General features: G+C 65.0%; 9 protein-coding genes and 1 pseudogene. 6 read left to right on the top strand and 4 right to left on the bottom strand.

Annotated elements, in window-relative coordinates; all coding sequences use genetic code 11:
* Nucleotides 1-234: 234 nt before the first annotated feature.
* Nucleotides 235-504 (top strand): hypothetical protein, encoded by a 270-nt coding sequence (locus tag NY08_RS00790; protein WP_045194358.1) that lies wholly within the window; start codon nt 235-237, stop codon nt 502-504.
* Between the two features lie 196 nt (nt 505-700).
* Entirely contained in the window at nt 701-1108 is a 408-nt protein-coding gene (locus NY08_RS00785; RefSeq protein WP_045194355.1) for a VOC family protein, read from the top strand.
* A gap of 12 nt (nt 1109-1120) precedes the next feature.
* Here the strand turns inward: NY08_RS00785 and NY08_RS00780 are convergent, their stop codons facing one another.
* Complete coding sequence (locus tag NY08_RS00780; RefSeq protein WP_032395156.1) at nt 1121-2095, bottom strand: sigma-70 family RNA polymerase sigma factor; 975 nt, start codon at nt 2093-2095, stop codon at nt 1121-1123.
* Between the two features lie 91 nt (nt 2096-2186).
* Between NY08_RS00780 and NY08_RS00775 the strand changes: the two genes are divergently transcribed.
* From NY08_RS00775 to NY08_RS00760, 4 genes and pseudogenes are all read left to right on the top strand, one after another.
* Nucleotides 2187-3167: a GTP pyrophosphokinase gene (locus NY08_RS00775; protein WP_032395080.1), complete on the top strand. Its 981-nt coding sequence runs from the start codon at nt 2187-2189 to the stop codon at nt 3165-3167.
* A gap of 50 nt (nt 3168-3217) precedes the next feature.
* The gene (locus tag NY08_RS00770) at nt 3218-4687 is read left to right on the top strand and encodes a DUF2079 domain-containing protein (RefSeq protein WP_045194352.1); all 1470 of its coding nucleotides are present in this window, start codon (nt 3218-3220) and stop codon (nt 4685-4687) included.
* Between the two features lie 56 nt (nt 4688-4743).
* Nucleotides 4744-5937 (top strand): annotated as a pseudogene (locus tag NY08_RS00765) (sulfite reductase subunit alpha); the annotation flags it as partial.
* A 77-nt stretch (nt 5938-6014) separates the two neighbouring features.
* Entirely contained in the window at nt 6015-6830 is an 816-nt protein-coding gene (locus NY08_RS00760; protein WP_052683690.1) for a TY-Chap domain-containing protein, read from the top strand.
* An 18-nt stretch (nt 6831-6848) separates the two neighbouring features.
* Here the strand turns inward: NY08_RS00760 and recD are convergent, their stop codons facing one another.
* Genes recD through recC form a run of 3 tightly spaced genes read right to left on the bottom strand, consistent with a single transcriptional unit; the run spans nt 6849 to nt 15321 of the window.
* Nucleotides 6849-8711: an exodeoxyribonuclease V subunit alpha gene (gene recD / locus NY08_RS00755; protein WP_045194350.1), complete on the bottom strand. Its 1863-nt coding sequence runs from the start codon at nt 8709-8711 to the stop codon at nt 6849-6851.
* A complete protein-coding gene (locus NY08_RS00750) occupies nt 8708-12049 on the bottom strand; it encodes a UvrD-helicase domain-containing protein (protein ID WP_045194348.1) in 3342 nt (1113 codons plus the stop codon). Before NY08_RS00750 ends, recD begins: the two co-directional genes overlap by 4 nt.
* A complete protein-coding gene (recC, locus tag NY08_RS00745) occupies nt 12046-15321 on the bottom strand; it encodes an exodeoxyribonuclease V subunit gamma (protein ID WP_045194346.1) in 3276 nt (1091 codons plus the stop codon). Before recC ends, NY08_RS00750 begins: the two co-directional genes overlap by 4 nt.
* Nucleotides 15322-15456: the final 135 nt, after the last annotated feature.

The raw sequence follows: 15456 nt of genomic DNA, 5'->3' as shown, positions 1-15456 counted from the left end.
CGGCTACCCGGAACATCGCGAGAAGAATCCTTCGAGCCGTTCCGTCCGAAGAACCCGCAGGTAGCGGAACCGACCGGACTGTATGCAGCATCACACCCCGAAGAGGTTGGCCCAGGCCCGTCGAGTGGGCATGTTGGTTTGGGCGACGAAACATCGTTTTTACTCGGATGGAGCTGTAACGGTTCCGGCCGACCGAACGACTCACACCTCAGGACGCGAACAAAAGGAGACGATGTGACTGTTCAGATCGATTCGCTCGCAATTGGCACCGACAGTGCCGACATCGCGACAGCTGACGTCGACCAGCTCTTCGACGAAGTTTCAACGCTGGACGCCACCATCCTCGACGCCATCGAGCGTCGCACCCGGTTGGCGCGCACGCTTGCTGCGGCAACGCCCGGCACCACCGAGTCGGACGAGGCATCCGACCCCTACGCAGATCTCGGCAACGACGGCCACGTCTTCTCGCGCATGTTGTCGCGCCTCGCGCAGATCACGCGATAGCCAGCAGATCCCGCGATAGCTACACGCCCCCTTCAGCTTCGCAGTCCGCGACCCCGTCGAGCACCCGCTCGGCGGGGTCGCGTCGTGTCGGCACATCTTCACCCGATGACTTTTCGGATCGACAGCTGTCAGTACGAGCAAGACCGTTGTTCGACGGTTCGACGCAGCAGGTTCTTCACGGAAAAGGTGTGTACCCATGTCACGTTTGTTGTTCGCCAACATGCCCGTTCGCGACGTCGTCGCCACCCGCGCATTCTTCGAGGGTCTCGGATTCGAGTTCAACGACATGTTCAGCGACGAGAACACCGCTTCCATGATCGTCAGCGACCAGGCGACGGTGATGTTCCTGGCCACCGCGCGATTCGAGGACTTCATTTCGGACTCGATCTGCGACACCGGCTCGGCCCGAGAGGTGCTGATGTGCATCTCTGCAGACAGCCGCCACGAGGTCGATTCGCTCACCGACGCGGCGATCGCCGCGGGTGGATCGAAGTGGATGGAACCACAGGACCACGGGTTCATGTACGGAAGGGCGTTCCGAGATCTCGACAATCATGTGTGGGAAGTGATGTGGATGGACCCGTCCGCCGTCTCGGAGAGCTGACCGACCTTTGTTCTAGAGGCGGTCGGGCAATCCGAATCGATCGAACAGAGTCAGATCGAAGAAGCAGGCCACGTGTCCGACCCCTCTGGCATCGACATCGAGCACGTGCAGCTGGAACGGCCGGTGCACACCGTCCTCACCCAACATGTACAACCCGTATGCCGGTTGTCCGTTGGCAGATGTCGACACCATCCGCATATCGCCCGCGCCGTTTGCCGGGCAGTTGTTGCGGATGAGCGATCCGATCGTCTCGCCGCCCTGGTACCACCCGACGAACGGCGGCATCTCCCACACCGCGTCAGTGGTGAACAACGTGACCAACCGGTCGATGTCGTAGGCCTCGAAACAGTCCACGTACTGGGCGAGCAGTTGCTGCAGTTCTGCCGATTCGATCGGCTCGATGTCGTCCAAATCGGGCGCGATCTCGTCGAGGCGCTCCCTGGCTCGCTGCAGGAGGCTGTTGACCGCGGTCGTCGTCGTGGCGAGAACCTCGGCAACCTCCGACGCTTTCCACTGCAACACTTCGCGCATCAGCAGCACCGCGCGTTGTCGCGACGACAGATGTTGCAATGAGGCGACGAAGGCGAGCCGCACGGATTCCTTCGCCACCACGATCGATGCGGGATCACTCGCATCCGCCAGATCGGAATCTGCAATCGGCTCCAACCACGGAATCTCGTTGTTCTGCACGAGTTCGTCGGTGGGGCCTGAACTCGGTGCACCCAAGCCCGTCGGCAGGGGGCGTTTCGCCCGGCCGTCCAGAGCGGTGAGACAGGTGTTGGTTGCGATTCGGTACAGCCATGTGCGCAGGGACGAACGGCCCTCGTACTTTGCGTACCCCCGCCAGGCGCGAATGTACGTCTCCTGCAACAGGTCCTCGGCATCGTGGATCGACCCGGTCATGCGATAGCAGTGCGCGAGCAACTCACGACGGAAGGGATCGAACTGCTCGACGAAGTCGTCCTTCTGTTCCGAAGCCACGGTCATGCGGTAGAGCGTAAACCGCACACAGTCACGCCACAGCTCGAATGCGCGCCGCCGACAGGATCGGCGGTACTTCTGCGTTAACCTCGGCATCGTGACATCGGCAACGAGTATCGACGACTTGGTCGAAGAGCTGTACCTGCAGCGTCGTCGAGCGTGGGAAGCCGCTCTCGTCACTGCGCAGAATTTCCTCGAGACCATCGCCGACGAGATTCTCGAGGACGTCGATCGAGACCGACTGAATGCGCAGACGGCACGCATCAAGGACCCGGGCAGATCGGCCGACAAACTGCGCCGCTATCTCTCCGAGGGCCGCATCACCGAGCCGACCGACGCCGATGCCGTCGCCGAGGCTCTGCCCGATCTCGTCGGCGTCAAGGTGCTCTGCAAGACCCCGCGCGATCAGCTGACGTTCGTCGCTGCTCTCGAGCGTGCGTGCAACGACCCGGAATGCTCTGTTCGGTTCGCGCAACCACCGACCGATTACGTCGCCTTTCCCAAGCCGAGTGGCTATCGCGCGTACCACGCGGTGCTGGTCGTCCGAGTCGCAACGCATCAGGGTGATCTCGATGTGAAAGTGGAAGTTCAGGTCAAGACGCGCCTGCAGGACGCCTGGGGCGAGCTGACCCACGAAGACATGTACAAGCCCGGTGAGGCGCTCAAGCCGACCAAGAAGCACACCGACTACGCCGCACACATGGCCCACCTGCTCGATCAGGTGGATGCGATGGCCGACGATCTGGCCGCGCAGCTCGACTCGTTGACGGCCGCGTCGAAGGACGGGGGTGTGCTCGCGGCCGACCCGATACCGAAGGACCCGGACTTCATCAGCGCCAGGGTCACCCGTACCGGTCCACGCTATGCACTCGCCGTCGGACCGGACGGCCGTAGGGGCCTCGTTCCCGCTCGATCGGTGAAAGCAGTCATCGGCTCGACCGACCGGATCGCCGTCGACGATTACCTCGAAGTCGGCGACTTCATCGATGTGGTGGTCGAGGACTCCGAGGATGCGCTCTACTACCACCTCACCTCGCAGCCGCCGCGACGCAAACCAGCGAAGAAGCGCAAGCGCTGACCGGCGGTTCTCAGGAACATCTCACGTCGGTCCGGTAGACATGCCTTCTCGTGACCACTACCGAGAAATCCACGGTCGTCACCGATGCCGACAGTGTCGACACAGCGACCGACGAAACAGCCACCACAGACCGGCGCTCGGCGTTCCGTTCCGCCGAGACGCTGGTGCCGGTCGTCTCCTTCGCCGTGCTGGCGACCCTGTATTCGGTGATGTCCGTCCTCGGCCATCGCCAGCTCCGTACGTCCGGATTCGACCTCGGGATATTCGTCCAACAGATCGCGTCGTACTCGCAGTTTCGCGCGCCGACATCCGACCTGCTCGGCACCGGCTACAACACGCTCGGCGATCACTTCTCGCCCATCACCGCGTTGCTGGGGCCCCTCTACCGACTGTTCCCGCACGCCGAGACACTGCTGATCGCACAAGCGGTGCTGTTCGCGCTCGCAGTGATTCCGATCAGCCGACTGGCGGTACAGAAATTCGGCACGGTCGTGGGCATCGTGACGGCCGCGGCGTTCGGACTGTCGTGGGGCGTGCAGGCCGCGCTGAACTTCGATTTCCACGAGGTGGCGTTCGCGATGCCCCTGCTGGCCATGTCGATGGTCGCGCTGGTCCGACAGCATTGGCTGCCGGCCCTGGCCTGGGCTCTACCGTTGGTGTTCGTCAAAGAGGACATGGGCCTTACGGTGATCGTCATCGGGGCGTTGGTGGCGCTGTGGACGACCGGCCGAACGCGCCTTGCAGGGACGCTGACTGCTGTCTGGGGACTGACCTGGGTAGTGCTCGCGGTCAAGGTGATCATCCCGGCCCTCAGCTCGGACAACTCGTACGATCAGGGCTCGAAGCTGCCTCCGCTCGGCGAGGGCATAGCCGGCACCGCGCACGGATTGGTTGCCGGCGATTCACGGGCGGCCACCGCCTTTCTGCTTCTCGCGGTCACCGGCTTCTTCGCCCTGAGATCGCCACTGCTCCTGGTCGCGGTCCCGACGGTCGCGTGGCGCTTTCTCAGCGACAACACCAACTTCTGGAAGCCGATCTACCACTACAACGCGATCCTGATGGTCATCGTGTTCGTCGCCCTGCTCGACGCGTTGGCGCGTAGCCACCGCCACGGTCAGCTCACCGAACGTGGCCGGAAGCTGATCGTCGCGTTCGTGGCAGCCTTCGCGGTCATCGCGCTGCCTTTCCTGCCCATGTCACGTGTGGTGCACGCGCAGGAATGGACGATCGATCCGCAGGCCGCGACCGCACGGGAGATCTCCGAGTGGATTCCCGCCGGTGATCGGGTTGCGGCGTCGAACAATCTCGTGGCTCAACTCGTCGCCGACCACGAGGTCTCGGTCTTTCCGCAGCGTACGACCGATTCGACCGTCCCGGATTGGATCGTCGTCAACCGGCAACGACCTGCGGGGTGGCCGACGGACGAGACCGGCGACCGTCAGGCGATCGACCGGGCGCTGGCGAGCGGATACGACGTCGTGTTCTCCGTCGACGGAATCGAGGTCCTGCACCGCGAGTGAGTGGCCCCGATTAGTGTTCGAACGAGTCGACCTCCCAGTCGGCTCACAAGACGACTACCGCAAGGCAGGTACAGGACATCGACGCTCGAACCGGCGATCTCGGCGCCACCAAGACCGCATCGAAGCGCTCACCGTGGAATCGGAAGAATCCCTACCGCGCGCAGATTCTGGGCAACCGACGTCTCTCCGGCCCCACATCGGCCAAGGAAGTTCGACACTTCTCGATCGCGCTCGGCGAGAGCGGCATCGCCTACGAGGCCGGCGACGGATTCGGCGTCAAACCCGTCAACGACGCAGCGCTGGTCACGGCCGTGATCGAGCGTCTCGGAGTGCCTGCCGACACCGCTGTCCACACCAAATCCGGTGAGATCACCCTGGCCGATGCCTTGACCACGGACTACGAGATCGGCATCCCGTCCATGGATCTGATCGAGGCCGTGGCCGAACGCGCCGGTGACGCCGAGCTCGATCACGTTCTGCAGAACGGCGACCGCGCGTCGTTCGACGCCTGGACGTGGGGTCGGGACGTCGTGGACGTTCTCGACCTCGATCGGTCGGGAGCGTTCGATCCAGCCGAGTTCCTCGGACTGCTGCGACCACTGCAACACCGGGTGTACTCGATTTCCTCGTCTCCGCTCGCGCACGAGGGCACCGTGCATCTGACCGTGTCCACGGTCCGTTATCGGTCCGCCGAGCGTGATCGCGGCGGCGTCTGCTCGACGTATCTGGCCGACCGCGTCGGGGAGCAACAGCAAGCCGGGGTGTTCCTGTCGGCCAACAAATCGTTCCGCCTTCCATCCGACGACACCCCGATCATCATGATCGGGCCGGGAACCGGAGTGGCACCGTTCCGAGCTTTTCTGCACGAGCGTCGAGCCCGGGGCGCAACAGGCGAGAACTGGCTGTTCTTCGGCGATCAGCATCGAGCGAGCGACTTCCTGTACGAGGACGAACTGGTCGATTTCGAGCGCGACGGTCTGCTGACTCGACTCGATCTGGCCTTCTCTCGCGACCAGCCCCAGAAGATCTACGTTCAGCACCGCATGCGTGCGGCAGGCAAGGAGCTGTACGGGTGGCTCGAAGCGGGTGCGCTGATCTACGTGTGCGGCGATGCGGCTCGGATGGCCAAGAGTGTCGACGAGGCACTGCACGAGATCGTCGCCGAGCACGGTGGCCGCTCCCCCGACGCCGCCGAGGACTACGTCAACGACCTCAAGCGATCCAAGCGCTACCTTCGCGACGTCTACTGACCCAGGTTCTTGTCGGACCCTCTCGCTACGGTCTCGGATACAGGCATCAGTTCTCGTCCGAGAAGAGGGTTCGCATCGTGACCGCATTGCAGAACGGCCATTTCGACTCCGCCACCGCGCTCGCGTGGGCCACGTTCACCGAAAACCTGCACTCCCGTCTTCGGACCCTGCCGAGACGGGACTGCATCACGGTTTCCGCTGCCCAGGCGAGCCCCGGTGAGCGCGGATTGCGGCCGTACATCGACGTGGCAGCGACGGACGGCGGCGTGCTGGTGTCGGTGGCAGCGCTGCCGTCACTGCTGTACCCGGATGCCCCGGACGCAACGGCCATGGATGTGCAGCTCCTCGACTTCGGTTGGCTGGATCGAGGCAAGCCGGTCGCAGACGGGTCGATCATCGATCTCACGCGCACCGACACCCGAGCAGATGCAGCGCTCGTCGCGGAGATGATCACTAGCGCGTTCCGGGAGCTCTGGAACGTCCCACATCCGTCGTTCCTGAGCGTGTGGAGCGTCGCGGCCGACGCTGCGTCGTCGGGACCGGTCGACCTGCAGCGCGGGTTCGTCGGTCGCACGTCCGGCACAACGACCGAAAGCCCGTCGGAGACATCCGAGGACGTGCCTGCCGAGCTGAGGTCACTGCAAGCGTTGTGCCAGTTGGTCGGTCGCCGCGTCGATGCGCACACCGTTCGATCGGTGTGCGCCGACGGCGATATCGACGCGCTGAAAGCGCGAGCTCTGTCGCTGCATCGATCGGCCGCCGTTCGGGCTCGCCCCTCCGCCGACGCGACTGGCAACAACGTCGGGGTATGGAAGAACCTGGCCCGCACATGGCTTCTGGTCGCACACAGCATGGACGTCGTGACGAGGGCAGACCGGCATGCGTGCCGGTGACGAACACGATCGAACGAGCTACAGGATCTTTCGGCGCAGCCCGCTCGCCCGCAGCACCTGACGTTCGACGCCCTCGCGGATGGCCTCCTCGGTACCGATCACTCGAACGTGCGATCGTGCGCGGGTGATGGCGGTGTACAGCAGTTCTCGCGTCAACAGCGTCGATGCCTCGGCCGGCAGCAGAACCGAGACCGTGTCGTACTGACTGCCTTGGCTGCGGTGGATCGTCATTGCGTACACGGTGTGTACCGAGGAGAGCACATTCGGGTGAATCAACACGTGGCCGCGACCTCGAGCGAACGCCGCCATCGGAGTCCCGTTGTCTCCCAACACCACAACGCCGGTATCTCCGTTGTAGATCCTCGCCTCGTGGTCGTTGGCCGTAACCAACAACGGCTGACCGGGATACCACAGCGAAGGGTCGAGAAATGTTCCGGTGCCTTCTCCTACCCACTCCATCGCTTGCCGGTCCCACCGCGAGACTCCCCATCGACCCTCGCGGTGCGCGCACAGGAGGCGATGTTTCTCGAGCCCGAGCAGTGCTTCGGTGGCATCCCCGCGTACGGCGGCGGCGGTGACCTCGGCTGCGGTGTCGATCACGTCCGAACGTAGAGCGTCGACGTCGTCGGGGCTCTGAAACGAAATCTCCTCCGCGCCGGATTCGAGCAACGCCATCACATCGTCGGCCCGACCGTCCCTGACGGCCACGGCCAAGCGAGCGATGGCTCCGCCGAAGCGTCGGCCACGACTGAGCCGAACGACGCCGCCGCGCAATCGGTCTCGCTCGAACGCGCTCAGCGCCGCTTCTTCGGGATCCTCGGCGGCGGCGAAGTCCGCGTCGACGAGCTGAGCCAGAACCGGGTTCTCCGTGCCGGTGACGGGCCTGGCCACCAGATCGGCCAGCACCGCGCCTGCATCGACCGACGTCAGCTGGTCCGGGTCGCCGACGAGAATCAACCGAGACTCGGGACGTACGGCTTCGAGCAGCCGACACATCATCGTCAGAGACACCATCGAGGTTTCGTCGACGACGACGACGTCGTAGGGCAGCCGATTCTCCGCATCGTGCCGGAACCGCGTCTTGCTTCCGGGCTTCCATCCCAGAAGTCGGTGCAGCGTCATTGCTTTCAGGTCCGCAGGAAGTCCGAGGAGCCCGGCTTGTTCGGACACGGATTCCTGCAGTCGGGCTGCGGCCTTACCGGTGGGTGCGGCCAGTCCGATGCGCAGATCGCTGCCGTGTTCGCGTACGAGGAGCGCCAGAATTCTCGCTACGGTGTGGGTCTTTCCGGTTCCGGGTCCGCCGGCGATGACCGTGGTCCATTGCGTCGCTGCCAGAGCCGCCGCTATTCGCTGCCGATCGGGGGCGGCCGTGGGTGCACCCGATCCATCCACGAACAGCGCGGCCAAGGCCCCGCCGATCTCGACGGCATCGGCGGGCGGGTGGGATTGCGAACGCACGTCGAGGAGATCCCGAACGGTGCTCTCCTGCAGATGGTATCGGTCCAGATACAGCAGCTCACCCTGATCGGTGTCGACCAGTTTCAGCGGCCTCAACGGCCCATTCGAGCTGCCGACCACCAGTGGACTCACCCTCAGCGCTCGGAGCACGTCGTCGAGCTCGGGCCACGGGAGTGCGCTCGGATCGACGTCCGAATCCTCGTCGACGGTGACGTCTTGCAGTCGTCGCAGATCCAGGCACACCGAGCCGGATCGCACCGAGCGCACCGTCAGAGCGGTGGCGAGCAGCACGTGCTCCGACGATTCCCCGGCCAGGGCACCGAGCCGCAACGCAACGTGCACGTCGGATGCCGACAGCACACCCACGTCGTTGAACGTACGTAGAATTCCACTGCCGCGCAGCGCAATCGAGACACCGGTCATCGGCTCGCCCTGCCCGCGAGCAGATCCGACAGCTCGACCACCAGAGCTGCGGGCGGATCCCAGTCGAACACTCCGCATCCGGCGGGAGTCTGCGGTCCGACCATGCCCCGCACGAACAGGTATCGGATGCCGCCGAGATGTAGTTGCGGGTCGTAGTTCGATTGACGCCATCGTAGATATCGATGCAGCGCAACGGCATACAGGATTGCCTGCAGCGGATAATGCGAGCGGATCATTTCCTGGGCCATCTTCTCGCGGGTGAAGTTGCCGGTGGTCAGATCGCCTCTCGCGATTCGATTCGTCTTGTAGTCCACCACGACGTATCGAGGTCCGGCCACGCGCAGAACCGAATCGATGCTCCCGGTGAGGAAGCCGCGAAGCGGTGTTGCCTCGAGATCGTCGAGCAGATCTGCGTAGGACGCGAGCACGTCCGTCGGTTCGAGATGGCGACGCAACAGGCGCGCCACGGACTTCAGCGTGACCGTGTCCGCCACCGGATCGTCTCCGCCGGCCAAGGGCAGCTCGAAGTCGAGCTCGGCCAGATGGTCGCACGGCGCTACGTCGGCCAGCGTCCCGAAACCCAACGGCGTCTGCATCACCGGCAACAGAGCCTGGGCCAACGCCATCGGATCGACCTCCGCCATTCGCGACGCGACCGCCGCAGCGCAGCGACCTTCGAGTTCCGCGAGCAGGTCCGGTGCGGACGTGTCGACGTGTTCGAGAGCCTCGTGGACGAGCGTTCCGAACGCCGCACCGGCAGGCATGCCGTTCATCGGTGACGCGATTCCGTCCAGCTGTTCGTCGATGTACTCGCTTCCTGGATAGTCGCCACCGACCGACGTCTCGGCGGGCTCGTCCGTCTTCTCGGGATGCTCGGCCTCACTGGTCACTCCTACTTCGAGCGCGCCGGGCGCGGCGTCGTGAGCATGAGCTGTCAACGCGGAGTATGACGTCCGACGCCACAGTAGGTCGAGGGTTCGATCGAAGCGTGCGGCGGCAACGTCGAGGTGCGGTTGCTCGGGACGAATCCAGTGTGCAGTGGACGGCTCACCGGGCCCCACCGGTTCGACCGAGATGAGCCCGGCTGCCGACCCGACCCAGGATTGGAGCCGGTTCGCAGTCGTCACGTCGTCGAGAACCTTGTACGACGGCTCGGGCAGAGCGATTCCGGGGATGCGTCCGAACAGCACGCGGTGCAGCGAGGAGGTCGCGGTGTTTCGGCCCGGTGCCCACCACAGCACGATCCGGCACTCGGCGCGGGTGAGACCGACGTAGAGCAATCGCAGTTCCTCGCCTGCCTCCTCCTGATCGTTGAGGATCTTCCTGGCCGCATACCCCGCCCCGGACGGTCCGCCGACGTCTCGGATTCGCTTGCCGTTCTCGTGCAGCAACAGCGTCGACGGCTTGCTGAAGAACAACGTGTCCCAGGCGTAAGGCAGGTAGACGACAGGGAATTCGAGCCCTTTGCTTCCGTGTGTCGTCATGATCTGCACCGCTGCAGAATCACTGTCCAGTCGACGGCTCCGGTCGGTCGACCCGCCCGCTGCCGGTTCCTTGATGCGGTCGGTCAGCCAGCGAGTGAGGGCGGTGATTCCGTAGGACTCGGATACCGCTGCGCGATTGAGTAATTGGGCGATGTGTCGCAGATCGGTCATCGTGCGCTCACCGGATTCGACCGCGAGCAGCCTTGCATCGAGTCCGGACTGGGCCGACACCCGCTCGAAGACTGCCGCGAACCCCGCCTCGTCGAACAGCACCGAATACTCGCGCAGACGACTGCTGACCTGGGACAGCGCGTCCTCGGCTCCGGAGTCGAGTTGCGCGGCGGTCCACCCGAGCAGCGGAGTCAAAGCGGCCAGACGTACGCGATCGGTGCGATGAGGTTGCTCGATCGCCTGCAGCAACCACAGCCAGTGTCGGGCACTCTCGGTGCCGAACACGCTGGTGCTGCTCGATACGACGGACGGCACCCCGACCGCGTCGAGCGCGTCTCGAATCAACGCCACCTGCTTGGTCGTTCGTGTCAACACGGCAATGTCCCGCGGTTCGATCACCCGAGGGCCGTCGGGACGCTCGATCACGGCATGTCCGGACAGCAGCTCGACGATGTCCGCCGCAACGTCCGCCGCAACCCGGGATCGGAGGCGGTCGACCGCGGGAAAACCCTGCCGCAGTGGACCAGCGCCGGTTCGGGGAAGATATCGCAACCGCAGGGGAGAATGTCCGACCATGCGCGAGAGAGGGTTTCGAGCCTCGACTCGGTGCACCACGATGTCGTCGTGACCGAGGGCTGCGCCCCCGTACAGATGATGCAGGGCGTCGAGCAGCCCCGAATCACTACGCCAGTTGGCAGTGAGCTCGTAGAGGTGGTCCGCGGTCTGCACCGCGTCGAGGTAACTCAGTACCTCGGCTCCACGGAACGCGTAGATGGCCTGCTTCGGATCGCCGACGAGGATGAGCGTGGTGAATCCGTGAAACGCCCGCCGCAGAATGTCCCATTGCATGGGGTCGGTGTCCTGGAATTCGTCGATGAGCACGACGCGGAATCGGTCTCTCACTCGGGCGCAAGCGGCCTCGCCGTGGACGGGGTCGGACAACACCGAATGCAGAAGTCCCAGCAGATCGTTGTAGTCACGCACCCCGAGCAGGCGTTTGCGACGTTCGATTTCCCGGCGCGCTTCCCTGGCGAACCGCACACGCAGTCCAGGCTCGCGGTTGCTGTCGTCCAGGTCCTCGATGTCGGGGTACAGAATCGACTGCGGGTCACCCACGGCCGCCAACGCCAACTGCTGAGCGTCCCGCCTACCGAATGCAGGCGCCTCGTCGTCACCGCTGAACATCTGCAGATACAGGTCGTCCACGACCTGTTCGAGCAGGTCCGAAACCGATTCGACGAAGGCCGATTCCGGTTCGCGTTCGCCCGCGATGCCGAGCCCGTCGAGCATGCGCTGGCAGAAACTGTGAGTGGTGACGATGGTTCCGGCGTCGAAGTCCGACAGTGCCCGTCGCAACCGGCGACGCCGCCGGTCCACTTCGGCGTCGTCGACTTCTGCCAGAAACGCCACGAGTGGATCCCGAGATGCGCGAGCGGTGTCCGGATCTGCCAGGTCCCGGGCGATCGAGGCGAACCTGCTGCGGGTGCGGTCTCGGAGTTCCTGGGTCGCGGCCCGACTGAACGTCACCAGAAGCAGGTCCGAGATCTCGGCGATCCCTTCGGCGATGTAGCGCGCGGCCAATCCCACGATCGCGTACGTCTTGCCGGTCCCGGCGCTGGCTTCGAGGACGGTAGTTCCGGTCGGCATCGGACCGAGCAGGTCGAAACCGCGGGCGGCAGTCATGCGTTCCCCATGTTCTCGGCGGTCAGCAACGGGTCCCACAGCTTTCGAGCGAGAATTCCGAAACGGCTCTTCTCGTTCGACGGCTCGGTCTCGTCGGCATGCGGGGTCGCGGCGAGCAACGTCTGGAACGACAGTGTCGACCCATGGACGTAGCGCAGCGACCGGTCGGTCCCGTCGCCGAAGTCACCCCGCCACGCCCACGTGGCCGACTCGTAGCCGTCCTCGATGGTTCCGCCACCGAAGCGCTTCTCCGCGTAGGCCGACGCGGTACCGGTCGATATCGGCAGCGGCGAGGTCATTCCGCGATCACGCAGGTCCACCAGGTCACGCAGCACGGCTGCGGGGTCCCGCGGGGCGGTCAACCGAGAGCGACGAGGCGGGCGCATCCCGCTCGCCCGGCCGATGGTGACGGCGCTCCACTCCCCTGGCTGGGATGCGGCCACCGCCAGCAACCTCACCCACGCGGCCAGTCGATGTTTGGCGGCCAGGCGCGAGTAGGACGATCTCGCCAGCGTACGGCCGTGAATTCCGGTGACGGTGCCGGTCAGGCGGCGTCCGTCACCGAGATCGACCGCGACGTCGACGGTCTCGGCCGGACCCTCGTGAAAGGGAGCGGCCGCGTCGGCGATGATTCCGACGATCTGCCGGATGTCGGACATCTCTCTGCGGCCCTGATGGAACGGAGGGAGGGTGCCGCGCCGCCACTCGGCGTCCGCGAATTCCCCGATGTCCCCACCGGCGAGCACTGCCGCGAGCATCCGATCACCGATGTTCCACCGGGACAACGGATCCAGCTCGATGTCCAGACTGTCCGCCAGGTCGTCCTCGAGCTCCGGAACTCGAAATCCGAGCCGTTGCCGTAGAAATGCCTGCACCGGGTTCTCGACGAATGCGATCAGTTCGGCGAGCTCGACGTCCCCGCGATCGGTCGGAGGTAGTGCGTGGAGCAGAAACGGTGCCACCGGATCGGGCGTCCGCTGCTGGGAGACCGCTCCGGCCAGGGCAACGGTGTCGAAGCTGAACGGGTGCTCGGCTTCGAAGTTGTGCGGATCGAACGGCTGTAGCGGATGCCGGTGTTCGACGCTTGCGCCCGCCGTCACCTCGAGCACGTCCATCAACTCTCGCAGCGGGATCGCGGGCGGCTTGATCGACCCGTCGACGGGGTCTGCTCCGGTGTAGAACAAGAGCAGCTTCTCCTCGGCGGACATCACCGCGTCGAGGAGGAGTTGTCGGTCCTCACTGCGAATATCTCGTTCGCCGACAGCCGGATCACGGGCGAGGATGTCGTCTCCGTCGATACTGCCCACTCGGGGGAACACCTCGTCGTCGAGCCCGAGCAACACCACCACTCGGTGCGGCACCGAGCGCATCGGCACCATGGTGCACACGGTCAGCTCGCCGGTGCGAAAGTTCGCACGGGTGGGTCGACCGGCCAGTCTGCCGGCCAACATGGCGCGCACGTCCGCGAGCCGTAGCTCGGCGGTGCCACCGTGTTCGGTGGCGTCGGAGATCTCTCGATGTGCCTGTGCCAGTTGCCATTCGTCGGCGGTGGGCACGTCTGCGAGGAGATCGAGGGCGCGCCCGAGCTGCCGGGTCCACTCGGTCACCGATGCCGGACCGGCAAGTGCGCGGAGCACCGAGGCAAGCCGATCGACGAGCTCGGCGAAGCGGCCGGCGAGGGTGATGTCGTTGCTGTCGACGTCGTCGAGGGGCAGCGCGAGGTCGAGGTATTCGTTACGAGTCTCGTCCGCGGCCACTCCCAGCAGGATGCGGTCGAGCGCAGATTTGAATGTGTTCTGGCGAAAACCGTTCAAGCCGTATTCTTCTCGTTGCCGAACCGTCAGTCCCCAGCGAGCACCGGAGCTCGCCACCCACTCGCGCAGGCGCTCGAGATCGTCGTCGGTGAACGAGAACTTCTCCCGCACCGGGCCGCTCGCAGCGAAGTCCAACAGCTCGCTCGCCGTCACCCGCCCCTCCGAGAAATCCAGCACCGTGGCGATGACATCGAGGACGGGGTTGGTGCGGCGCAGGCCTCGATCGGCCAGGCGCACCCGCAACCGGTGTCCAGGATGCACCAGCGCCGCCTGCCCGAAGTTCGCGCGAATCAGCGGCGCATAGGTCTCGACATCCGGACACATGACCAGCACGTCCCGTGGTTCGAGCGTCGGGTCGCCGGCGAACAGATGCAACAACGACTCGCGCAGCACTTCGACCTGTCGAGCAGGTCCGTGACAGGCGTGAATCTGCACCGATCCGTCGACGAACGTTGTGCCGTCGTCGAATTCGGGAGACGGAGGCGAATCGGCGGTGATGTCGGCTTGAATTCGACCGAGCAGGGTGTTCGCCGCTTCCGGGCCCTGGTGATGCACGGTGTTCGTCGCCACCGACGCGATGGTGGCCTGGAGTTCTCGCACGTCTCGCGAGAGGCCGGCCAGCAGTGGGTGCTCGACGGCCAGAGCCGTCGTATCGTCTCGTCGGCGCGTCACCGCCGGAATCTCGGCGAGGGTGCGCCACATCGACGGGCTGGGATGCGGAACCCAGACGTGCACATCCCGAGCCTGCGACAGTGCACTCAGTATCTCGAGCTGATCGGTGGTTAGCCGGGTCGGACCGAACACCGACAACCGGCTCGGTAGGTCCACCGACTCCGGTGCATCCCTGAGTCGCGCGCAGGTCTGCGGCAGTCGTTCGGCCGGGCTCGGGCTGCCGATCCGCTCGCGCATCGCGGCCCACACCCGCGGTTGCCACAGCAGGTCCTCGTCGAGATCGCCGCCGTGGCCGTCGGTGAAACGCCCGTCGAACCAGTCGCGCAGCATCTGAGGACGTTGTGATCCGTAAGTGCGAAACAGTTCTGCCACATGCGAAGCCGTCGACCAGCGGCGTCCCACCCGGTGATCCTCGGAACCGGCACCGAGGTGCTTGAACAGGACGGCCGCCCAGGTCTCGGTGCGGCACTCGTCGATCACCTCCAGCGCCGTCCAGAGAACCCGGCCAGGAGCCCACGGATCATCGTCGGGGTCGATGTCGTCGACCGCCGCGATGGCGCGCGATACCAATCGCGTCGGGCTCGGGAAGTCGACGTTCGCTGCGATGCCGTCGCCGTGCGAACCGCCCAGGGTGCTCGACAGTCGCTGGGTGAGCCAACGCTCGACGCCCTTCGCCGGGACCGACACGATCTCGGGTACGAACGGATCGTCCAACGGAACGGACAAGATCTCGGCGAGTGCAGCCGCGAGTGTTCCGGCGCGTTCGGCGCGGTGGAGCGTCAACACCGTTGCGGTCCCCTGCCTGCTCGTATCGGTGCCCGATTTCGGACTCGTGACGACCCTACTCGAGCCACCGACAGATTCTGCGCGATGAGTCGGGCCGCCGGATCCGGTCCATATCTGCGAACCCGAACGATTGTG

Origin of the sequence: Rhodococcus sp. B7740 (genome assembly GCF_000954115.1) — a bacterium.
Classification (GTDB): Bacteria; Actinomycetota; Actinomycetes; order Mycobacteriales; family Mycobacteriaceae; genus Rhodococcoides.
Note: the sequence above shows the minus strand (reverse complement) of the source record. Positions and strands in the feature narration are given on the sequence as shown.

Coding starts and splice junctions, on each gene's coding strand:
- NY08_RS00750 (WP_045194348.1), bottom strand. CDS start 12,049: ATGACTGCCGCCCGCGGTTTCGACCTGCTCGGTCCGATGCCGACCGGA.
- NY08_RS00780 (WP_032395156.1), bottom strand. CDS start 2,095: ATGACCGTGGCTTCGGAACAGAAGGACGACTTCGTCGAGCAGTTCGAT.
- NY08_RS00785 (WP_045194355.1), top strand. CDS start 701: ATGTCACGTTTGTTGTTCGCCAACATGCCCGTTCGCGACGTCGTCGCC.
- recD (WP_045194350.1), bottom strand. CDS start 8,711: ATGACCGGTGTCTCGATTGCGCTGCGCGGCAGTGGAATTCTACGTACG.